General features: G+C 62.9%; 22 protein-coding genes and 1 tRNA gene. 16 read left to right on the forward strand and 7 right to left on the reverse strand.

Going from position 1 to position 19162, the window contains the following annotated elements; translation table 11 throughout:
• Nucleotides 1-98 precede the first annotated feature (98 nt).
• Nucleotides 99-2147, forward strand: coding sequence for a M3 family metallopeptidase (locus OSH12_RS20305; RefSeq protein ID WP_266345444.1), 2049 nt, complete (start codon nucleotides 99-101; stop codon nucleotides 2145-2147).
• Between the two features lie 129 nt (nucleotides 2148-2276).
• Nucleotides 2277-2471, forward strand: coding sequence for a hypothetical protein (locus OSH12_RS20310; protein WP_266345445.1), 195 nt, complete (start codon nucleotides 2277-2279; stop codon nucleotides 2469-2471).
• 84 nt (nucleotides 2472-2555) lie between these two features.
• Here OSH12_RS20310 and OSH12_RS20315 read toward each other — a convergent pair whose 3' ends face one another.
• Both OSH12_RS20315 and OSH12_RS20320 read right to left on the reverse strand, forming a co-directional pair.
• Nucleotides 2556-3350 (reverse strand): SDR family NAD(P)-dependent oxidoreductase, encoded by a 795-nt coding sequence (locus OSH12_RS20315; RefSeq protein ID WP_266345446.1) that lies wholly within the window; start codon nucleotides 3348-3350, stop codon nucleotides 2556-2558.
• 175 nt (nucleotides 3351-3525) lie between these two features.
• Nucleotides 3526-4101: a TetR/AcrR family transcriptional regulator gene (locus tag OSH12_RS20320; protein WP_266345447.1), complete on the reverse strand. Its 576-nt coding sequence runs from the start codon at nucleotides 4099-4101 to the stop codon at nucleotides 3526-3528.
• An 89-nt stretch (nucleotides 4102-4190) separates the two neighbouring features.
• On the opposite strand from OSH12_RS20320, the gene OSH12_RS20325 reads away from it, so the two are divergent.
• From OSH12_RS20325 to OSH12_RS20345, 5 genes are all read left to right on the forward strand, one after another.
• Nucleotides 4191-5099: an SDR family oxidoreductase gene (locus OSH12_RS20325; protein ID WP_266345448.1), complete on the forward strand. Its 909-nt coding sequence runs from the start codon at nucleotides 4191-4193 to the stop codon at nucleotides 5097-5099.
• Between the two features lie 165 nt (nucleotides 5100-5264).
• Complete coding sequence (locus OSH12_RS20330; RefSeq protein WP_266345449.1) at nucleotides 5265-5765, forward strand: DUF2165 family protein; 501 nt, start codon at nucleotides 5265-5267, stop codon at nucleotides 5763-5765.
• Nucleotides 5766-5960: 195 nt separating this feature from the next.
• Entirely contained in the window at nucleotides 5961-6296 is a 336-nt protein-coding gene (locus OSH12_RS20335) for a hypothetical protein (protein WP_266345450.1), read from the forward strand.
• A gap of 200 nt (nucleotides 6297-6496) precedes the next feature.
• Nucleotides 6497-7069 (forward strand): TetR/AcrR family transcriptional regulator, encoded by a 573-nt coding sequence (locus OSH12_RS20340; protein WP_266345451.1) that lies wholly within the window; start codon nucleotides 6497-6499, stop codon nucleotides 7067-7069.
• A complete protein-coding gene (locus tag OSH12_RS20345) occupies nucleotides 7066-7410 on the forward strand; it encodes a DMT family transporter (protein ID WP_266345452.1) in 345 nt (114 codons plus the stop codon). Before OSH12_RS20340 ends, OSH12_RS20345 begins: the two co-directional genes overlap by 4 nt.
• A gap of 73 nt (nucleotides 7411-7483) precedes the next feature.
• On the opposite strand, the gene OSH12_RS20350 is transcribed toward OSH12_RS20345, so the two are convergent.
• From OSH12_RS20350 to OSH12_RS20360, 3 genes are all read right to left on the reverse strand, one after another.
• A complete protein-coding gene (locus tag OSH12_RS20350; protein WP_266345453.1) occupies nucleotides 7484-7855 on the reverse strand; it encodes a DoxX family protein in 372 nt (123 codons plus the stop codon).
• A 154-nt stretch (nucleotides 7856-8009) separates the two neighbouring features.
• Nucleotides 8010-9011, reverse strand: a complete 1002-nt coding sequence (locus OSH12_RS20355; protein ID WP_266345454.1) for an NADP-dependent oxidoreductase — start codon at nucleotides 9009-9011, stop codon at nucleotides 8010-8012.
• Nucleotides 9012-9135: 124 nt separating this feature from the next.
• Entirely contained in the window at nucleotides 9136-9921 is a 786-nt protein-coding gene (locus OSH12_RS20360) for an SDR family NAD(P)-dependent oxidoreductase (RefSeq protein ID WP_266345498.1), read from the reverse strand.
• A gap of 111 nt (nucleotides 9922-10032) precedes the next feature.
• On the opposite strand from OSH12_RS20360, the gene OSH12_RS20365 reads away from it, so the two are divergent.
• The 3 genes from OSH12_RS20365 to OSH12_RS20375 all read left to right on the forward strand — a co-directional run bounded on the left by OSH12_RS20365 (nucleotide 10033) and on the right by OSH12_RS20375 (nucleotide 11861).
• On the forward strand, nucleotides 10033-10620 hold the full coding sequence (locus OSH12_RS20365) for a TetR/AcrR family transcriptional regulator (protein WP_266345499.1): 588 nt from the start codon (nucleotides 10033-10035) through the stop codon (nucleotides 10618-10620).
• A 530-nt stretch (nucleotides 10621-11150) separates the two neighbouring features.
• Entirely contained in the window at nucleotides 11151-11462 is a 312-nt protein-coding gene (locus OSH12_RS20370; protein WP_266345455.1) for a hypothetical protein, read from the forward strand.
• Between the two features lie 231 nt (nucleotides 11463-11693).
• A complete protein-coding gene (locus tag OSH12_RS20375) occupies nucleotides 11694-11861 on the forward strand; it encodes a hypothetical protein (RefSeq protein ID WP_266345456.1) in 168 nt (55 codons plus the stop codon).
• A 257-nt stretch (nucleotides 11862-12118) separates the two neighbouring features.
• Here the strand turns inward: OSH12_RS20375 and OSH12_RS20380 are convergent.
• Nucleotides 12119-12195 (reverse strand) — tRNA-Arg (locus tag OSH12_RS20380).
• A 139-nt stretch (nucleotides 12196-12334) separates the two neighbouring features.
• Nucleotides 12335-13480 carry a sensor histidine kinase gene (locus OSH12_RS20385; RefSeq protein ID WP_407660764.1) on the reverse strand — a complete coding sequence of 382 codons (1146 nt, stop codon included), beginning with the start codon at nucleotides 13478-13480 and terminating at the stop codon, nucleotides 12335-12337.
• A gap of 693 nt (nucleotides 13481-14173) precedes the next feature.
• On the opposite strand from OSH12_RS20385, the gene rpmH reads away from it, so the two are divergent.
• The 6 genes from rpmH to OSH12_RS20415 all read left to right on the forward strand — a co-directional run bounded on the left by rpmH (nucleotide 14174) and on the right by OSH12_RS20415 (nucleotide 18961).
• Entirely contained in the window at nucleotides 14174-14308 is a 135-nt protein-coding gene (gene rpmH, locus OSH12_RS20390) for a 50S ribosomal protein L34 (protein ID WP_266345458.1), read from the forward strand.
• A 42-nt stretch (nucleotides 14309-14350) separates the two neighbouring features.
• Nucleotides 14351-14788: a ribonuclease P protein component gene (rnpA, locus tag OSH12_RS20395; RefSeq protein ID WP_266345459.1), complete on the forward strand. Its 438-nt coding sequence runs from the start codon at nucleotides 14351-14353 to the stop codon at nucleotides 14786-14788.
• Nucleotides 14785-16599, forward strand: coding sequence for a membrane protein insertase YidC (gene yidC / locus OSH12_RS20400; RefSeq protein ID WP_266345460.1), 1815 nt, complete (start codon nucleotides 14785-14787; stop codon nucleotides 16597-16599). The genes rnpA and yidC overlap by 4 nt, the downstream gene beginning before the upstream one ends.
• On the forward strand, nucleotides 16599-17240 hold the full coding sequence (gene yihA / locus OSH12_RS20405; RefSeq protein WP_266345461.1) for a ribosome biogenesis GTP-binding protein YihA/YsxC: 642 nt from the start codon (nucleotides 16599-16601) through the stop codon (nucleotides 17238-17240). Before yidC ends, yihA begins: the two co-directional genes overlap by 1 nt.
• 93 nt (nucleotides 17241-17333) lie before the next feature.
• Nucleotides 17334-18236: an acetylglutamate kinase gene (gene argB, locus OSH12_RS20410; protein WP_266345462.1), complete on the forward strand. Its 903-nt coding sequence runs from the start codon at nucleotides 17334-17336 to the stop codon at nucleotides 18234-18236.
• An 8-nt stretch (nucleotides 18237-18244) separates the two neighbouring features.
• Nucleotides 18245-18961: a pyrimidine 5'-nucleotidase gene (locus tag OSH12_RS20415; RefSeq protein WP_266345463.1), complete on the forward strand. Its 717-nt coding sequence runs from the start codon at nucleotides 18245-18247 to the stop codon at nucleotides 18959-18961.
• Nucleotides 18962-19162 lie beyond the last annotated feature (201 nt).

Genomic DNA, 19162 nt, shown 5'->3' on the forward strand with positions numbered 1-19162 from the left:
GGTCTCTCTCCTATAGAGAGGAATGAAGCCGGCATTAAGCTTGAACCGCGCGGCCGATGGCTCCATGTCTGGGCCAGCTCATTCTCACCGAGGCCCGCATGACTGTCGACAATCCGCTTCTCGCGCCCTGGAACACGCCGTTCGGCGTCCCGCCTTTCGCCACCATCGATCCCGACCACTATACCCCCGCCTTCCAGGCGGCGATCGCCGAGCATGAGACGGAGATCGCGGCGATTGCAGACAATGCCGAGGCGCCGAGCTTCGACAACACGATTTCTGCGATGGAACGCGCCGGCCGAAAGCTTGACCGCGTCGCCAGTGTCTTCTTCAACCTGACCGGCGCGCATACCAACGACGCGCTGGAGACGATCGAGCTCGATCTCGCCCCCGTATTGGCGCGGCACAGCAACGGCATCTACCAGAACGCAAAACTGTTCGACCGCATCGACACGCTGTTCAAGGCCGGCAATGACGGGCTCGACGCCGAGCAGGCCCGCGTGCTGGAGCGCTATCACACCAGTTTTGTGCGCGCCGGCGCCGGCCTGCCGCCGGAGGCCAAGACCCGGCTTGGCGCCATCGCCGAAAGACTGGCGACGCTCGGCACCAATTTCGGCCAGAACGTACTCGCCGACGAGAAAAGCTGGAGTTTGACGCTGGAAGGCGAGGACGATCTCGCCGGCCTGCCCGATTTCCTGCGCGATGCAGCATCACAGGCGGCCAGGGATCGTGGCCTCGACGGCAAGCATGTTATCACGCTGTCGCGCTCGTCGATCGAGCCGTTCCTACAGTTTTCCGCCCGGCGCGACCTGCGCGAGAAGGCGTTCGCCGCCTGGACCGCGCGGGGCGAAGCCGGCAAGACCGATAACCGCGCCATCATCGCCGAAACCGTCAAGCTGCGCTCCGAGCGGGCGAAGCTGCTCGGGTTTGCCACCTTCGCGCATTACCGGCTCGACGATTCCATGGCCAAAACGCCGGAAGCGGCGATGGGCCTGCTCAAATCGGTATGGAAGCCGGCTCGCACACAGGCGATCGCCGAGCGCGAGGCGCTGCAAGCTCTGGCGCAAGCGGAAGGGGGCAATTTCAACGTTGCCGCCTGGGACTGGCGCTACTATTCGGAGAAGCGGCGCAAGGCCGAGTTCGATCTCGATGAGAGCCAGCTGAAGCCCTATCTCCAGCTCGACAAGATCATCGAGGCCGCCTTCGACACAGCGACGCGACTGTTCGGCGTCACCTTCACCGAACGCTTCGACGTGCCCGTCTACCACCCGGACGTTCGCGTTTTCGAGGTGAAGGATCGCGACGGCAACCCGGTCGGCCTGTTTCTCGGCGACTATTTTGCCCGTTCCTCCAAGCGCTCCGGTGCATGGATGAGCGAATATCGCGGCCAGGAGAAGCTCACCGGCGATATCCGGCCTGTCATCGTCAACGTGATGAACTTCGCCAAGGCGGCAGAGGGCCAGCCGACGCTGCTGTCCTTCGACGACGCCCGCACGCTGTTCCACGAATTCGGCCACGGCCTGCACGGGCTGCTATCGGACGTCACCTATCCGATGATCGCCGGCACCAATGTGGCCCGCGATTTCGTCGAGTTCCCGTCGCAGCTCTATGAACACTGGTTTGAGCAGCCAGAAGTGCTGGAGCGCTTCGCGCTGCACTACAAGACCGGCGAGCCGATGCCGAAGGCCCTGATCGAGAAGCTGATGGCGAGCCGCACCTTCAACCAGGGCTTTGCCACGGTCGAATACGTGTCGTCAGCGCTGGTCGATCTCGAACTGCATTTGCTCGACAACACCGACGGCCTCGACTCCCCCGCCTTCGAACAGAAGGTGCTAGATGACATCGGCATGCCGGAGGCGATGGTGATGCGGCACCGCTCGCCGCATTTCCAGCATGTCTTCGCCGGCGACGGCTATTCCTCGGCCTATTATTCCTATCTCTGGTCGGAAGTGCTCGATGCCGATGGATTTGGTGCCTTCGAGGAGGCTGGCGACCTGTTTGCGCCAACCGTCGCTGCCAAGCTTCGGGACTACGTCTATTCGGCCGGCAATCGCCGCAAGCCGGATGAGGCCTATCGCGCCTTCCGCGGACGCGACCCGGAGCCATCCGCTCTGCTGAAGAAGCGCGGCCTGCTGGAGGCGGCGGAATAGCCCATCCCTACCGCTTCGGCGTCGCGATTTTCGCGGCGCCCGACGGGCTTCACCAATTCGCGGCGCAGCGCTAGTCTTGATGGGATTAATCGCTATTGTCCGCGGCTAATCATTGAGAGGATCCGTGCCATGGCCGTTTCGAAGACCGACCTGAATCAAATCGAGCTGAAGACGCTGGCCCGCGTCGCGCGTCCCGGCCCCTATGTCGGCCTCAACGGCAAGGCCGTGCAGAAACTGATCGAGTTGGGCCTCGTCCGGACGCGCGTCGCCGGCTACGTCCTGACCGAAGAAGGCATCGGCATCCTGCGCGCCGACGCCGAATAAGCACGCCTCACCCAGTAAAAAGCCCCCGCGCGAAGAGCCTTCACCGGGGGCTTTTTTAATTGTGAACCGACGACGTCCGTCGCCTCAATCCGGCAGGACGACACCGATCTTGGCCAGCAGGCCGCCGTCGACCTTGTATTCGCCGCCGGTGCAGAAGGCGGCCCGCGGGCCGGCCAGGAAGGCGACCATCGCGCCGACATCCTCGATCCGTCCGACCCGGCCGATCGGATGCGCGGCGCCCCACAAGGCGATCACTTCATCCTCCGTCTTGCCGTCGAGATTCTCGCTCGCAGCGAAACGCAGCATCGGCGTATCGATCGAGCCGGGGCAGACCGCATTGACGCGAATGCCGTCCTTGGCGTGATCGAGCGCCATGGCGCGGGTCAGCGCCAGCAGGCCACCCTTCGAGGCGACATAGGCGGCGACATTGGTCTGGCAGGCGATGCCCTGCACCGAGGCGATGTTGACGATCGCGCCGCCGCCGTTCTTGCGCATCACCGGAATGGCATGGTGGGCGGTGAGATACGTGCCCTTCAGATTGACGCCCAGCACGCGGTCCCAATCGGCTTCGGACATGGTTTCGACGGTGCCATAGGGCTGGATCGCGGCGCTGTTGACGATGATGTCGATGCGGCCGAATTTTTCGACCGTCTCCGCCACCATGGCCGCGACCGACGCATTGCTCGAAACGTCGCCGACAATGCCATGCGCCGTCGCGCCTGCGGCCTCCAACGCCGCGACAGCCTTGTCCAGCGCGCCCTTGTCGAGCCCAAACAGCACGATCGTCGCTCCGTCAGCGGCCAGCGCCTGCGCGCCACCAAAACCGATGCCGGTAGCCCCGCCGGTGACGATTGCCACCTTGCCTGCCAATTCCACCATTCTTGTCTCTCCCCGAATTGTTTTCCGGCAGGGTGCGGCGCTTCGCGCCACCCTCCCCCGCTGCCGGTCGTACCGCGCCAGCCTCGGCGATCTGTCCGATGCGGCCAAGGTGCCATTCCCGCCGGCCAAGCGCCATGACCTAGCATGCGAGACACGCGAATTTCCGCAGCCGTTGCTACCGACGCCCGCGCTCGCCAGCCAGCAGCACAGCAACAAAGCGCACCAGGCTGTGCTGGACATGCTCGGCGACGTCGCCCACGGGATCGAAACTCCACCAAAGCAGCGAGCCCTGCCACTGCGACGCCATCAATAGACCGATATCCGCCGGCGCGGTCGCCGTATCGACGAAGCAGGCGTCGAGAGCCTCGGCTAGCGCCGCCCGCCAGCGCGCGCCGCGGGCCCGAAGCAACGGGTCGCGCAAATCCTCGCGCAGCACCAGCAGGCCCTCCGCATAGGCTTCGATCTCGCCATAATCGGAAAGACCGACCAGCAGCGCGATTGCCCCGGCGGGGTTCCTGGGCACAGCGGCGGCAAGCGCCGCTGTCCTCTCGTCGAGCCCGTCCCAGGCGCGCAGCAACGCCGCCTGCTTCAACGCCGCTTTGCTGCCGAAACGCTGGACGAGCGTCGAGCCGGATAGCCCGCAAGAGCGCGCCAGATTCTCGAAGGTAAGCGCCTCCGGCCCGCGCTCATGCAGCAGCGCCAGCGCCGCCTGCAGAACAGCTTCATCCGACAAGGTCTTCCGGCGCGGCATGTTGACATCCATTTATAAGCGAATATTTGTTTATATACGAATCGAACCACCCGGACCAGCGCGCCGCGCGGCAAAAGGAAGAGAAAATCATGACTTTGAAAGGGAAAGTGGCGCTCGTTGCCGGCGCAACCCGTGGCGCCGGGCGCGGCATTGCCGCCGAACTCGGCGCAGCCGGCGCGACCGTCTATGTCAGCGGCCGCACGACGCGCGACCGTCCATCGGAATACCAGCGCGCTGAGACGATCGAGGAGACGGCCGAGTTAGTGACCGCGCTTGGCGGTCGCGGCATTGCCGTGCCGACCGACCATCTCATACCCGACGCGGTCCGCGCGCTGGTCGAACGCATCCGCCGTGACGAGGGCAAGCTGGATATCCTGGTCAACGACATCTGGGGCGGCGAAAAGCTGTTCGAATGGAACAAGCCGGTTTGGGAGCACAATCTCGAAAACGGACTGCGCCTGCTCCGTCTCGGCATCGACACCCATCTGATCACCGCGCATTTCGCGCTACCGCTCCTGATCGCCAATCCGGGCGGACTACTGGTGGAGATGACAGACGGCACGGCTGACTACAACGCCACGCGTTACCGGCTGTCGCCCTTCTACGATCTCGCCAAGACGGCCGTGAACCGCATGGGCTGGTCGCATGCCAGGGATCTGGCGCCACACGGTGCGACGTCCGTATCGCTGACGCCCGGCTGGCTGCGCTCCGAGATGATGCTGGAGGCGTTCGGCGTTCGCGAGGACAATTGGCGCGATGCGATCGCGGCCCAGCCCCATTTCGTCATTTCGGAAACGCCGCGCTTCGTCGGGCGCGCCGTCGCGGCTCTGGCGGCCGACCCCGACCGCACCCGCTGGAACGGCCAGTCGCTTTCCAGCGGCGGACTGGCAAAAGCCTACGGCTTCACCGATCTCGACGGCTCGCAGCCGGACGCCTGGCGCTATCTGGTCGAAGTGCAGGAAGCCGATAAACCGACCGACGCGACCGGCTATCGCTAGGCTGTTGGCCGTTGCGAGCCGGGGCATGGCTATATCCACCGGCATCCGGACACGAGAGCGATGAAATACCGGCGTCATCGACGATGATGGCGTGTCCAAATGGCGTTTACTTGTCCGTAGAAGCTTTGGCGTATCGCTTTGGGTTCACAACAAAGAGGAAACGCCATGCAGATCACTCGAATCAGCAAGACAGCACTCGTCGCGTCGATTGCCTTCTTCGCGACACTGGTCGCCTTCGGCAACATCACGGACTATGGCTCGAACTTCGAGTTCGTGCGCCACGTCCTGATGATGGATACGATCTTCCCGAACGCCACCATCCACTATCGCGCCATCACCAGCCCGACGCTGCATCACGCCTTCTACATTCTGATCATCGCGGCCGAGACGCTGACGGCGATCCTGTGCTGGATCGGCACCTTCGCCATGCTCGGCCGCCTCGGCGCCGACGCCCGCTCCTTCAACCGATCCAAGAAGTGGGCAATCGGCGGCCTCGCCTTCGGCTTTCTCGTCTGGCAGGTCGCGTTCCTGTCCGTGGGCGGCGAATGGTTCGGCATGTGGATGTCGCAGACCTGGAACGGCATCGAATCGGCGTTCCACTTCTTCATCACCATCATCGCGGTCCTGATCTTCGTCTCGATGCCGGACACCGAACTGAACGACTGACCAATAGAGCACCAGCGTCAGGATTCCCGACGCTGGTGTCTCCGCATGAGTCAGGCACGGCGTTCGGACCCGCTGTTTTGCGAGGCGAAATTTTCGCGCACGGGTTGTGACGGCGGTCATACTGTATTCAGAGCAGAAACGACTAGGCTGCGGCGTCAGCCAGCAATATCGCTGGCGAATTCGCAGGGAACTGAAATGAAGAAGCTGCTGGCTTTGTCCCTTGTACTCGCCGTCGCCATGTCCGGAACGGCGATGGCCAAGGTAAAAAAAGGCAAGATCACGCTCTTCCCTGACGGCACATGGGGCTGCGTCGGTCCCGGCGGCGAGATCATCCCTCAGAACAGTTCCGGCGGTTGGATTGTCGTCAACCCGCCCAAGGCTATCGGCGGCGGCTGCACTGGCGGCGCCCTAGTGCGCGGCAGTTCGACAAGCTTCAGCCCAAAGCCCGAGACTCCCGTCGGGACCAAGAATCTCAAGGCTCAACCCGACGCAGCCGCTCAGGCTGCCCCCGCGCCAGCCATCAAGAAATAGAACCGCAGACTTCAGGGGTGCGCATCTTGCGCGCCCCTGGCTCTAGGCGGTGATGCACTTAGCCATCCGGCCATAGCCGGCACGGGCTCACTCCCAAGCCGAGCAGAGGGCCGGCCGCCGGCCCCTCCCTTCTTGAAAAGCCCCAAAACAGATCGCAAAATCTTCTTTAAAAAATACCGACCGTTCGGTATGTTTAAAGCATGACAAAAGCCCACGAACGCAAGAAGCAACCGGAACTCGTGCGTCGCGCCCTGCTCGACTGCGCCGCGAATCTCGCCGTCGAGGGCGGCCTTTCCGCGGTGACAATCCAGGCTGTCGCGGATGCCGCGAATGTGACGAAGGGCGGGTTGTTCCATCACTTCCCCAGCAAGGAGAAGCTGATCGAGGGGGTCTTTGACGACCTGCTGCGAGCGCTGGACGACGAGATCGAAGCGCTGCTGGAGGATGACGCGGTCGTACAGGGTCGCTTCACCCGCGCCTATGTCATCTCGGCGCTGCGGTTGATCGAATCGAAGGCGCCGAGCCCATGGCGCGCGCTCTCTATCTCGATGATGGCCGACGCCAATCTTCGCAAACTTTGGTCCGGCTGGCTGCGCGGACGATTAGAGCGGCACGCCGATACGGATTCCAGCCCTTCGCTCGAGATCGTCCGCTACGCGGCGGACGGCGCTTGGCTTGCCGACCTGACCGACGTGGATATGGCGCTGCGGATGGATCGCGGCGTACTGCGCGAAACCCTCGTCGAGATGACCATGAAGAGAGACAGGCCATGAACCCGGCCCTTGCAACCTACGCTTCGCTTGGCGTCGCCATCGCCCTCGAGGTGATCGGTACCACGCTATTGCAGCAATCGCAGCAGTTCACCCGGCCGTGGCCTACCCTCGGCATGGCGCTGTGCTATGGCGCGGCCTTCTATTTCCTGAGCGTCGTGCTGCGGACGATGCCGGTCGGCATTGCCTATGCGATCTGGAGTGGCCTCGGCATCGTGCTGATTTCGACGATCGGGGTCGTACTCTTCCGCCAGACGCTCGACGCCGCCGCGCTTATCGGCCTCGGCTTCATCATCGTCGGCGTCATCATCGTCAACGTCTTCTCCAGTTCGGTTTCGCACTGAAGGCGGCACTGACGAAATCGGGGCGCGCCTGGAAGGCACGCCCCGAATAGGAAAGCCGCGATGCCGTCTACGCTCAGAGGGCGAGGCCGATCACCATCAGGCAGTAGCCGACGAGGGCGCAGTTCACGAGGGTGAAATAGAGATGCGGCTTCCGCGCCTCACCCTGGAACAGCAGGAAGTTATGGAACAGCGTCGTGGCGCCGATCAGGAAGAGGATCAGCAGCGCGGCGCCCCAGCCGGGCAGGATGCCGAGCGTGACGGAGAGACCACCCACCAGTTGTGAGGCAAAGCCGAGTGCCACCACCGGCGCCGGCAGCTTGAAGCCGTAATTGGTCTCGGATGCGCTGGCCTTGGCAAAATTCAGGAAATTGCGGATGCCGGCGATGACGAAGAACAGGCCGAGAATGATGCGGCCAATCAGGATCAGTGTCGCTGCGAATGTCATGATATCCCCCCACTTTCCCAACTGACCTAACGGATCAGCAGCGAATAGGAAAGAGGGAGCAGCGGGATCAATCGCCCCGGATTCGGACATCGGCAACCGGGGCGACGCCATGAGGCGCATGAACAGCCTCCAACTCGCGCAATCACCGCCCTCACTATTTGATTTTGACGACGACCTTGCCTTTGGAGCGGCCGGCTTCGATGAAGGCGAGAGCCTCGTTGACCGCCTCGAACGGGAATATGCGGTCTAGGACCGGACGAACGGCGCCGGCCTCGATGAGGCCCGCGATTTCGCTCAGCTGTTCCCCATTGGCCCGCATGAAGAGAAACGAGTAGCCGATCCGCTGGGCTCTGGCCTTCTTCCGGATTCCGAAACTCAGCAGGCCCACGACCTGCCGCACGACCCAGTTCAACCCTTGTTCCCGGGCGAATGTCGGGTCTGGTGGACCGGAGATCGAAATCAGCTTTCCGCCGGGCTTCAGCACCGCCAGCGACTTCTGGAGCGTAGCACCGTCCAAGCTGTTGAGGACGACATCATAATCGGACAGGATCTTTGAAAAATCCTGTGTCTTGTAGTCAATGACGACGTCGGCACCGAGATTTTTTACCAGGTCGATATTGGCCGTGCTGGTCGTCGTCGCTACGGTCGCACCGAGATACTTCGCCAGCTGGATGGCGAACGTGCCAACGCCGCCGGAGCCGGCATGGATGAGGACCTTCTGCCCTCTTTTCAGCTGAGCCCGCTCCACCAGCGTCTGCCAGGCGGTCAGGCCGACAAGGGGAATGGCAGCCGCTTCCTCCATGGTAAGGTTCTTCGGCTTCAACGCCACGTCGGCTTCGTTCACGGCGATGAATTCCGCGAACGCACCCATCCTGCCGTCGCGCGGCCGGGCATAGACCTCGTCGCCAGGCTTGAAGCGCCGGACGTTCGATCCGATCCGAACGACGGTTCCGGCCAGGTCATGGCCCAGGATAAGAGGCAGGTGATACGGCAGGATGAGCTTGAAGTCGCCATCGCGAATCTTTGAATCCAGGAGATTGAGCCCGGCCGCATGGATCTCGATCAGAACGTCATCCTGCGCCACCACCGGGTCCGGCATCTCGCCGACGCGCAAGGCTCCCTTCTTCTTGTATCTGTCGAGGATGAAGGCCTTCATGGTGGGGCGTCTCCTAGTCTTTGCGGCAGAAGCTCCTAGCTCTGCCGCAGCCGTACGATATCAGGTTGAGGGGCGATCGAGCCGCTGCCTGGCTTGGCGCGAGGGCGACGTCGATCACTCCTGCCTAGGCGTTCCGATAGCGTTCTGCTGCATGAGCCTGGCCGAAGCCCGGGATCATCTGCTGGCGCGCGGCCTGATAGGCGTCCCATTGGCCTGCATCCGGAAGCGGCGGGATGGTAATCGGCTCACGCCGATCGAAACCAACCAGAGCGGCATCCACCAGTTCGCCCACTTCCATCACGCCCGGGATCGTATTGACGTCGACGCCTGCGCGCTCCCAGATCTCGGTGCGTGTCGCCGCGGGCAGCACCGCCTGCACGTAGACACCCTTCGGCGCGAGTTCGAAACTCAGCCCCTGCGACAGGTAGAGGACGAAAGCCTTGGTGGCGCCGTAGACCGTCTGGCCGAACTCCGGCACGAGCCCAACGACCGACGCGATATTGATGATGGCGCCCTCGCCTGCCTCGACAAAACGTGGCGCTACAGCGCTGGCCAGCCGAACAACGGCCGTCGTGTTGAGGGTCACGAGCCGTTCGACATCATCGACCGGCTGCTGATCGAAACCGCCCGCCAGGCCCGCGCCCGCATTGTTGACGAGGATCCCGATGCGGGCATCGTCGCGCAACCGCGCCTCCACGGCCGCCAGATCGCCGGGTTGCGTCAGATCGGCCTGAAGAATGTCGACGGTGACGCCGTTGTCGGCTCGCAGACGGGCCGCGAGCGTCTCCATACGCGCCTTGTCACGGGCGACCAGCACGAGATCGTGCCCGCGACGCGCAAAGCGATCCGCATATGTGGCGCCGATACCGGTGGACGCGCCTGTGATGAGGACTGACGGAAGGACAGCCATGGCGTTGCTCTCTCTAGTGATTAAACCTATATTCATGATGATGATCATGAATGAGCGCCAAATATGATGACCATCATGAAAATGTCAACGACTCGGACGGAGATTTCAAAAATGCGGGTAACTCGCGAGCAGATGGCGGAGAATCGCAGGCGGATCCTGGACGCTGCCAGTCACCTGTTCCGCGAGAAGGGGTTCGACGCCGTCAGCGTGGTTGAAGTCATGAAGGCGGCGGGCCTGACCCACGGCGGCTTCTACGGTCATTTCACGTCGAAGGATGACCTGATCGCGCAAGCCATTGCCCACGTCCTCACGGGGGACGCGAAGGGTACGGGCAATCTCCAGGCTTTTCTCGACACATATCTGTCACCCCTGCATCGCGACAATGCTGCCGGCGGTTGCCCGACAGCAGGCCTGGCTTCGGATATCCGTCATCAAACGACGGCCGCGCGTTCAGCCATGACAGAGGGCGTCCGATCGCAGATCAACCGGATTGGCGCTGCGCTACCCGAAGCGAGCGCGACAGAAAAGCGCCGGGCGGCGATCGGCAGTTGGGCGGCCATGGTGGGGGCTGTGATCATAGCCCGCGCGATCGAGGATGAGGCGCTTTCAAACGAGGTGCTTGATCAGACGCGCGCCTGGATCGACGCCGGAATTGGCACCCTTAATAGCGAGACGACCTCAAGCGCCGAGGATGCATAACTCCGATCGATTGCATCTTCGACGCTGTGGATTTTTCGCCGTCGGCAACCAGACTCCCGCTTGTCGCAGAGCTTCGCTGCAAGGCACCAGCAGGCGCATGAAACGCCGAACCCATCGATCTCCATGACCAGCTATTCCGTTGATAGCCGCCATTGGCCGCAGTTTTTTGCCAGCGATTTCGATCACCCCGAGCCAGAATGTAAAAAGCGCCCCAGAGGGCGCCTCGAATAACCGTCTGATGATTTCCGGCGTATCGATGCTCGGCTAGTTACAGCCGCACGGCCTATCTGATTCCCGCGCGCATGGTGCCAGTCTCAGCATTTTTCTGATGGCTATCGCGACTCGTGATGCACGTAAGCCAAAACAATTCCTCTGCGGAAGCGAACGGCACAGCCGCGATGACCGTAAGTTTTTCGGAACCAATTCTAGGCCATTCCGTTTATTGATTACTCGGTCGAATAGATCGACTGATTGATCGGCCCGTAGGGTGGATGTTTTATTCTGCGCGGCCTGGCAAATCGGAGGAATAAATGACTATTCTTAAATATACCGTAGCCACCGCTGCCCTTGTGCTCCTCTTCGCATCGCCGGCGATGGCACAGTCTACCGACACCCCCGCACCGGCGGCGCAAGGCGCGGCCCAGAGCGGCCAGACCAGCGGCACGGATGCTCAGGTGCAGGTGCCAGATACGGATGTCTTCGGGTATGACATTACTCAGGGTGCAGCCAATTTGACGCCCGAGCAGCTGACGGCCGCAAAGAACACCTGCAATCAGAATGTCACAGCAGAACCGCTGCGCTATTCGTCGGCGGTGAAGGCTTTCTGTACCTCGCTCCAGTAATCTCCGTCTCTAGCAGTCGATCGTGGCGATGCCCTGCCCTCAGCGGGGCATCGTCCTTTGGCGAACGGTCGAAAAGGCAACCAGTCCTGTGCGGAAAAGAGAGACGTGATGGCAACGCCACCCCAGGCGTCGTTCACCACACTGCGAAGGAATTATTTGGGCGAGGACATGGCCATCCGATCAACCAACCCTATTTGCACTTGAAACACGTCAAATCACGGGCCGATTATCATGCGCCAATCGAGTGCCATACTCTTTTTGATAGCGGGCCTGTTCGGCCTCGGTGGCTGCACCAGCGACCCGAACTCGCCGGCGATCAAGGCGATGCAGCCGGTCAATGCCTGCGGCCCCGGCGGCACGCCCGACATCAATGCCTGCTCATCATCCGGGACGCGCTGAGTAGCCAAGTTGACCGGGCAAAGCGTCGATCACGACGGCGAATAGCCTTGCCCTCACACCTCCGCCAGCATGCCGGCCTTTTCCGCCGCCTCGACGGACGCAGCGCGGGCGGCCCTGCAATCCATTCTGCAGGGCTAACTCTACCGCTTATCCATACGGACGCGCAGGCAACCCTAGTTGCCCGCCCAAGGCTGAGCCAAAATGCAAAAAGCGCCCCGGAGGGCGCTTCGGCAAGTCGTTGATTTTCTTGAAGTAAATGGCGCGCCCGAAGAGATTCGAACTCCTGACCCCCAGATTCGTAGTCTGGTGCTCTATCCAGCTGAGCTACGGGCGCCTGTCGCTTGCACCGCCCTGGATCAAACCCCCGGGGCGCCGCGCCGACCCTCAGGCCGTCGACGAGGGGATTGCTACAGCCTCATTCCTCCGATTGCAAGCGTCGAGTTGGAGCTGCCTGTGGAGAAACATCCGACGACCTAGCCGACCCGGGCGCGAGCCGCCAGATCAAAGGCAATCGGCCGATCGGGCAAGGAGATCTCGAACACAGCCCCCGGCGCGCTTTGATCCAGCAGTGCTATCGCGCCGCCATGGGCGCGCACGATCTCGGCCGTGATGGCAAGGCCAAGGCCTGCCCCGCCCGGACGAACGCCGCCCTGGAAGGCCTGGAACAGGTGCTGCCGCGCCTTGGCCGAAACGCCGGGGCCCGTGTCGCAGACCCGAATGACGACGACGCTCCCCTCCCGCCGCGCTTCGATGAAAAGGCGACGCACGACGGCCGGATCGCCCTCGCCATCCATCGCCTGCACGGCGTTGCGACAGAGATTCAGCAACGCGCGAAACAGTTGGTCGGGATCCGCATCGACCTCGAAATTGGCCTCGATACGATTGTCGAAGACGATGGTCGCATGCTGCTCCAGCCCGAGCACGTCGGCGACTTCGTGGCAAATCCGGGCAAGATCGACGAGGCGGCGCTGCGGCTCGCGCTCCCGCGCCCGACCATAGGTGAGCGTCGTCTGGCAATAGTCGATGGCGCGACCCAGGGTAGCGATCAGCTTCGGCGCAAAGCGCTGGACCGCCGGATCCGGCAAGGCAGCGATTCGATCGGAGAAGAGCTGCGCCGAGGCGAGCAGGTTGCGAAGGTCGTGATTGACCTTCGACACCGCCAGGCCGAGATCGGCGAGATGGCGCTTCTGGGCCAGCGATTCGGTCAGATGGCTTTGCATCGCGGCGAGCTTGTCCTCGGCGATACCAATTTCGTCCGAGCGCCCGCTCGGCTCGATGATGCGCGACTTGTCCTCCGGATCCTCCGAGTAGCGCACCATCGCCTGGGCCAGCCGACGCATCGGCCGGATCAGCAGACGCTGCAGGCTGAAATAGATCAGCGTCGCCGTCAGGATCGAGATCACAGCGGAGAGCAGGAGGATGTTGCCGGCGAAACGGATCATGCCGGCGCGCATCGTTCTGTCGCTAATGACGAGCTCCAGGCTCTTGCCGTCGCGCGTCGGGCCGATCACGCGCAGAGTGCGGGGCGTCCACGCCGTCAGTGTCGAATAGGCGGCAGCGGCCGCGCGCAGCATCGACGTGTCGCGCAGGTCCGCCACCTCGTCGACGGTTGGCGGCATTTCGACGGCGGCGAGAAGGCGGGTCGCGTTGCCGGTGCGCAGCACGATGGCCGTGGCGCCGACGGATGCCAGCAGCTCGTCCTGGATCGACCGCGGCACGTCGGCCCAGGCCGATGAGCCGAGCAGAACGCTTGCCGCTTGTGCCGTGGCGAGCTTCTCTTCGAGAAAGCGGGTGCGATAGCTCGAGACAGAGGGAACGAAGGCCGCGACTTCGCTGACCATGACGAAGACAATGGTCAACAGGATCAGCTTGATCGACAGGCCAAAGCCATGCCGACGCGGACGCGCGGGTGCAACGTCCGGCACAGAAGCCTGGGCGTCGACACCGGGCTGCAATGGTTCTGCTTTGACGTCCATCACCTTAGCGATATTCAATCGGCACTCCTCGTGACCGACGAGCGTAGCATGATGCCTCTCCCGGCCTTGCCGCGTCAAACGCGCCCTCGCGCCAAGCCGTCGCGGCAGTTTGATACATTTCGCCCGTGACGCCGGCTGCGCCCTGGCATATGACGTCGCGATGCCGGACTCGCGTTGACTTGGGTTTCCCTAGTCCGTATAAGCCGGGCTCACGAGAGCATGCTTTCCGTCGTGCCATGGCAATCGTCGTGGCATGGGTCTTGTACCACCGGAAAGGCTCGCTCATCCGATGATAAACATTCGAATTCGAGGGGCCGCCCCAAGCGGTGACGACGCATGAAGCGCACGTATCAACCTAGCAAGCTCGTTCGCGCCCGCCGCCACGGCTTCCGTTCCCGTATGGCCACCGTTGGTGGACGCAAGGTCATTACGGCTCGCCGCGCGCAGGGCCGTAAGAAGCTCTCTGCCTAATCAGGCCGAGGGAAAGCCGGCCGGCGTCCGGAAGGGCCTCCCATGGATCACGTGAAGACCATGGATCGTCTCAAGAAACGCGCCGAATTCCTTGCCGTCGCCGGAGGGCCCCGAGCCTCCCGGCGCGGCTTTGTTTTGCAAAAACGAAATCCGCGCGCGGATGATCCCGTTCATCCGGCTCGCGTGGGTTATACGGTTACGAAGAAGATGGGCAATTCGCCCGAGCGCAACCGGATTCGGCGGCGCCTGCGTGAAGCCATCCGCATCGCCGGTGCAGAGCACGCGGTTCCGGGCACCGACTATGTTCTGGTCGGCCGCCGCGCCACACTGTCGCTGCCCTTCGAAACTCTCGTGACCGATCTTATCTCCGGCTTCGACGCGTTAAAGCGTCCGTCGTCCGGGCCGCGGCAAAATGAGCGCGGCAAGGAAACAGCCCGGCAGCCGGGCCAAGCGACCTCACCCGAAAGACGTGAACGATGACCGATAACCGCAATCTGATCCTAGCCGTCATCCTTTCAGTGGCGGTCGTCTTCGGATGGCAGTATTTCGTCGCGGGCCCGCAGCTTGAGCAGACCCGCCAGATTACGCAGACGCAGCAACAGCTGGACGCGGGCAGCACTGCCGCGGCCAACGCCAACTCTGCCGCGCCCGGCGCCGCTCCGGCGCAGCCGCCCGTCGGCGCGCTCCTGACGCGCGACGCCGCGCTTGCCACCAGCCCCCGCGTCGCCATCGACACGCCTTCCGTCACCGGCTCGATCAATCTGAAGGGCGGCCGCCTCGACGATCTGCATCTCGACGGTTTCCGCGAAACGGTCGAGCCGAACAGCCCGACCATCATTCTGCTGTCGCCCTCCAACGGGCCGGACGGCTTTTTCGGCGAGTTCGGTTGGGTCGCTCCCGCCGGCGTCGTCGCACCGGGACCGGACACTCTCTGGACCGCGCCGGCAGACGCCAAGCTGACGGTCGAGACGCCCGTTACCCTCTCCTTCGACAATGGCGCCGGCCTTACCTTCACCCGGACCATCTCGGTCGATCGCGAGTTCATGTTCACGGTCAAGGACGAGGTCGCCAACGCGACAGGCGCTCCTGTCACCATGTCGCCATATGGCCGCGTCACGCGCCTCGGCGAACCGCATGTCGCCGGCTACTACATCCTGCATGAAGGCCCGCTGGGCGTTCTTGGCGAGAAGGGCTTGCAGGAGTTCACCTATAAGAACCTTCGCGAAGACGGCCCTTCCAGCTTCCAGGGCATCACGGCGGGCTGGCTCGGCATCACCGACAAGTATTGGGCTGCCGCCGTTGTTCCGCGCGGCGCCAAGACGTTCGACGCGAAGTTCAGCCATGTCGGCGGCGCGACGCCGTTGTACCAGACCGACTTCCAGAGCGCGCCGATCACCGTCGAGCCCGGCAGCACGGCGACGGCCGAGGGCCTGTTGTTCGCCGGCGCCAAGCAGGTGTCGGTGATCCAGAACTACCAGACCAGCCTCAACATCGACCGGTTCGACCTGCTGATCGACTGGGGCATGTTCTACTTCTTCACCAAGCCGCTGTTCTACCTGATGGACTATTTCTTCAGGCTGTTCGGCAATTTCGGCGTCGCCATCCTGCTCGTCACCGTGGTCGTCAAGGCCGTGTTCTTCCCGCTCGCCAACAAGTCGTACAAGTCGATGAGCGCGATGAAGAAGGTGCAGCCGGAAATGGCAGCCCTGCGCGAGCGCTTCGCCGACGATAAGGTGAAGCAGCAGCAGGAGCTGATGGCGCTCTACAAGAAGGAAAAGATCAATCCGCTCGCCGGCTGCTGGCCGGTGCTGATCCAGATCCCGGTCTTCTTCTCGCTCTACAAAGTGATTTTCGTCACCATCGAAATGCGGCACGCGCCGTTCTTCGGCTGGATCCGCGATCTGTCCGCGCCGGATCCGACCACGCTGTTCAACCTGTTCGGCCTGATCCCCTGGACGCCGCCGCACATGCTGATGATCGGCATCTGGCCGTTGATCATGGGCGTGACCATGTGGGTCCAGATGCGCCTCAATCCGGCTCCGGCCGACCCGGCGCAGCAGGTGATCTTCAACTGGATGCCCGTGATCTTCACCTTCATGCTCGGCACGTTCCCCGCCGGACTGGTGATCTACTGGGCCTGGAACAACACGCTGTCGATTGCGCAGCAGTGGGTGATCATGCGGCGCCAGGGCGTCGACGTGAACCTGCTCGGCAACATCATGTCGACCTTCAAGAAGAAGCCCAAGGACGGTGGCGACAAGACCACCGTACCAACAAAGGCCAAGAGCTAATGCCGGAGATCGATCAGGAAGAGATCGACCGTATCGAAGCGGGACGACTCTTCTTCGCCAAAGCCTGGGAGTTCGTGATGAGCGTGCCCACGATCGGGCATCTTCCGCCGATCGACGTGGCGGAAATCGCCTTCTCGGGTCGTTCGAACGTCGGCAAGTCGTCGCTGATCAATGCGCTGACCAACCGCATCGGCCTGGCTCGCACGTCGAACACGCCGGGTCGCACGCAGGAGCTGAACTTCTTCACCTCCAATAGCGGCCTGTCGATCGTCGATATGCCGGGCTATGGCTATGCCGAGGCCCCGAAGAAGCTCGTCGATGCGTGGAACCGGATGATCCGGGACTACCTCCGGGGGCGGGTCAGCCTGCGCCGCGTCTATGTGCTGATCGATTCGCGCCATGGGCTGAAGGCGAACGACATGCTGACGCTCAATCTGCTCGACGAAACGGCGGTCTCCTACCAGATCGTGCTGACGAAAGTGGACAAGCTGAAGACGGGCGAACTCGCCCGCGTCAAGGCAGCGACGGAAGTGGCCATCGCCAAGCGTCCTGCCGCCTTTCCGATCGTCATCGCCACCTCTTCGGAGACAGGCGAGGGCATGGATCTTCTGCGCGCCGAAATCGCCCAGCTCGCGACCTGACAAAGATGCGCGGCGAGCCGCCGCCGTCATTGTTCCGCCATCGCGAAATCGCTATAGAGCGCTGCCCTTGTGCAGCGGAGCGGAGATTTGAGGATGGATATGCGGGTTGAGGACAGCACCGACCCCGTGCTGACCGCACGACTGATCGCCACCGCGCTGCCTTACATGCTGCGCTATGACGAGAAGACCGTGGTGGTCAAGTTCGGCGGCAATGCCATGGGTTCGGAAGAACTCGGCAAGGCCTTTGCCGAAGACATCACACTTCTGAAGCTCGCCGGCATCAATCCGGTCGTCGTCCATGGTGGCGGTCCGCAGATCAATGCCATGCTCAACCGACTCGGCATCAAGTCCGAATGGGCGGCCGGCATGCGCATCACCGACAAGGCGACCGTCGAGGTCGTCGAGATGGTTCTTGCCGGATCGATCAACAAGGAGATCGTGCAGACGATCACCGAAGCGGGCGGCCGCGCCATCGGCCTGACCGGCAAGGACGGCAACATGGTGACGGTAAAGCGCCTGACGCGCACCGTCATCGACCCTGATTCCAACATCGAACGTGTCATCGACCTTGGCTTCGTCGGCGAGCCGACGCGGGTTCGCACCGAAGTGCTGGAAGTGCTGGCCAAGTCCGAGATCATCCCCGTATTGGCGCCTGTTTGCGCGGGCGAGGACGGCGAGACCTATAATGTCAACGCCGACACCTTTGCCGGCGCCATTGCCGGCGCGCTCGACGCGACCCGCCTGCTGTTCCTCACCGACGTCCCCGGCGTGCTGGATCGCAACAAGCAGCTGATCAAGGAACTGTCGGTTGCCGAGGCGCGGGCGATGATCGCCGACGGCACCATCACAGGCGGCATGATCCCGAAGGTCGAGACCTGCATCGAGGCGCTCGACCGCGGCGTCGAGGGTGTCGTCATCCTCGACGGCAAGACGCCACATGCCGTCCTGCTTGAGCTCTTCACCGAGCGCGGCGCCGGCACGCTGATCAAGCGCTGATCGGTCGGATGTCCGAAAACCCGCTGTCGACGGACCCGGCGCTCGCCCGGTTCGCCGACATCCGCTCGTGGGTTTTCGACCTCGACGACACGCTCTATCCAAGCCATAGCGGCCTGTTTGGACAGGTCAGCCAGCGCATCCTTCTCTATCTGCAGGGCTTTCTGGCCATTTCGCCCGAGGCGGCAGCGCTCGTGCGGGCGGATTACTACCGCCGCCATGGCACCACGCTGCGCGGGCTGATCGTGGAGCACGGCATCACGCCGGATGCTTTCCTCGATTACGTCCACGACATCGACCATTCGGTGCTGACGCCCGATCCCGCGCTTGTCGCGGCAATTGCGCGGCTGCCGGGCCGACGCTTCATCTTCACCAATGGTTCGAGGAGCCATGCGGAACGAATCCTGAGCCGGATCGGCTTCGACGCGCCCTTCGACGACATCTTCGACATCGTCCGCGCTGGCTTCGTCCCCAAACCACATCCCGACACCTATGCTCGCTTCCTGAGCGACAACGACATCGATCCCGCCTCGGCCGTGATGTTCGAAGATCTGCCGCGCAATCTCGAAGTGCCGAAATCACTCGGCATGGCAACGGTTCTCGTGGTTCCACGCGGCACTGGGGCCGTTCCCGTCGAAGCGTGGGAAGCGGCCGCCAACACCGGCCACATCGATCATCTGACCGATGATCTCGGCGTTTTCCTGGGCCGAATCGCTCCCCGCCCCTGATGGCCTGGCGGCCGATCACCGTGGCAGAAGCGCCACAGTCCTGCCTGCATCCACCGTTTTCCGCTGATGGCGCCATCCCTCTGCCGTGAGCCGCATTCGTGAAATGCCTGCCAGGTCCCGGCTCGCGCCTCCCATGGGCAAGCGAGCCCACCGCTGCGTCAAGCGTTCCCGAAACGCTGCGTCAGCACAGATCCGAACTAT

The sequence above is a fragment of the Kaistia terrae genome, from assembly GCF_026344005.1.
Lineage (GTDB): Bacteria > Pseudomonadota > Alphaproteobacteria > Rhizobiales > Kaistiaceae > Kaistia > Kaistia terrae.

Bases quoted from the DNA above. Each gene is read 5' to 3' on its own strand.
- OSH12_RS20305 (WP_266345444.1), top strand. From the start codon at position 99: ATGACTGTCGACAATCCGCTTCTCGCGCCCTGGAACACGCCGTTCGGC.
- OSH12_RS20310 (WP_266345445.1), top strand. From the start codon at position 2,277: ATGGCCGTTTCGAAGACCGACCTGAATCAAATCGAGCTGAAGACGCTG.
- OSH12_RS20315 (WP_266345446.1), bottom strand. From the start codon at position 3,350: ATGGTGGAATTGGCAGGCAAGGTGGCAATCGTCACCGGCGGGGCTACC.
- OSH12_RS20320 (WP_266345447.1), bottom strand. From the start codon at position 4,101: ATGCCGCGCCGGAAGACCTTGTCGGATGAAGCTGTTCTGCAGGCGGCG.
- OSH12_RS20325 (WP_266345448.1), top strand. From the start codon at position 4,191: ATGACTTTGAAAGGGAAAGTGGCGCTCGTTGCCGGCGCAACCCGTGGC.
- OSH12_RS20330 (WP_266345449.1), top strand. From the start codon at position 5,265: ATGCAGATCACTCGAATCAGCAAGACAGCACTCGTCGCGTCGATTGCC.
- OSH12_RS20335 (WP_266345450.1), top strand. From the start codon at position 5,961: ATGAAGAAGCTGCTGGCTTTGTCCCTTGTACTCGCCGTCGCCATGTCC.
- OSH12_RS20340 (WP_266345451.1), top strand. From the start codon at position 6,497: ATGACAAAAGCCCACGAACGCAAGAAGCAACCGGAACTCGTGCGTCGC.
- OSH12_RS20345 (WP_266345452.1), top strand. From the start codon at position 7,066: ATGAACCCGGCCCTTGCAACCTACGCTTCGCTTGGCGTCGCCATCGCC.
- OSH12_RS20350 (WP_266345453.1), bottom strand. From the start codon at position 7,855: ATGACATTCGCAGCGACACTGATCCTGATTGGCCGCATCATTCTCGGC.
- OSH12_RS20355 (WP_266345454.1), bottom strand. From the start codon at position 9,011: ATGAAGGCCTTCATCCTCGACAGATACAAGAAGAAGGGAGCCTTGCGC.
- OSH12_RS20360 (WP_266345498.1), bottom strand. From the start codon at position 9,921: ATGGCTGTCCTTCCGTCAGTCCTCATCACAGGCGCGTCCACCGGTATC.
- OSH12_RS20365 (WP_266345499.1), top strand. From the start codon at position 10,033: ATGCGGGTAACTCGCGAGCAGATGGCGGAGAATCGCAGGCGGATCCTG.
- OSH12_RS20370 (WP_266345455.1), top strand. From the start codon at position 11,151: ATGACTATTCTTAAATATACCGTAGCCACCGCTGCCCTTGTGCTCCTC.
- OSH12_RS20375 (WP_266345456.1), top strand. From the start codon at position 11,694: ATGCGCCAATCGAGTGCCATACTCTTTTTGATAGCGGGCCTGTTCGGC.
- OSH12_RS20385 (WP_407660764.1), bottom strand. From the start codon at position 13,480: ATGCCGCCAACCGTCGACGAGGTGGCGGACCTGCGCGACACGTCGATG.
- rpmH (WP_266345458.1), top strand. From the start codon at position 14,174: ATGAAGCGCACGTATCAACCTAGCAAGCTCGTTCGCGCCCGCCGCCAC.
- rnpA (WP_266345459.1), top strand. From the start codon at position 14,351: ATGGATCACGTGAAGACCATGGATCGTCTCAAGAAACGCGCCGAATTC.
- yidC (WP_266345460.1), top strand. From the start codon at position 14,785: ATGACCGATAACCGCAATCTGATCCTAGCCGTCATCCTTTCAGTGGCG.
- yihA (WP_266345461.1), top strand. From the start codon at position 16,599: ATGCCGGAGATCGATCAGGAAGAGATCGACCGTATCGAAGCGGGACGA.
- argB (WP_266345462.1), top strand. From the start codon at position 17,334: ATGGATATGCGGGTTGAGGACAGCACCGACCCCGTGCTGACCGCACGA.
- OSH12_RS20415 (WP_266345463.1), top strand. From the start codon at position 18,245: ATGTCCGAAAACCCGCTGTCGACGGACCCGGCGCTCGCCCGGTTCGCC.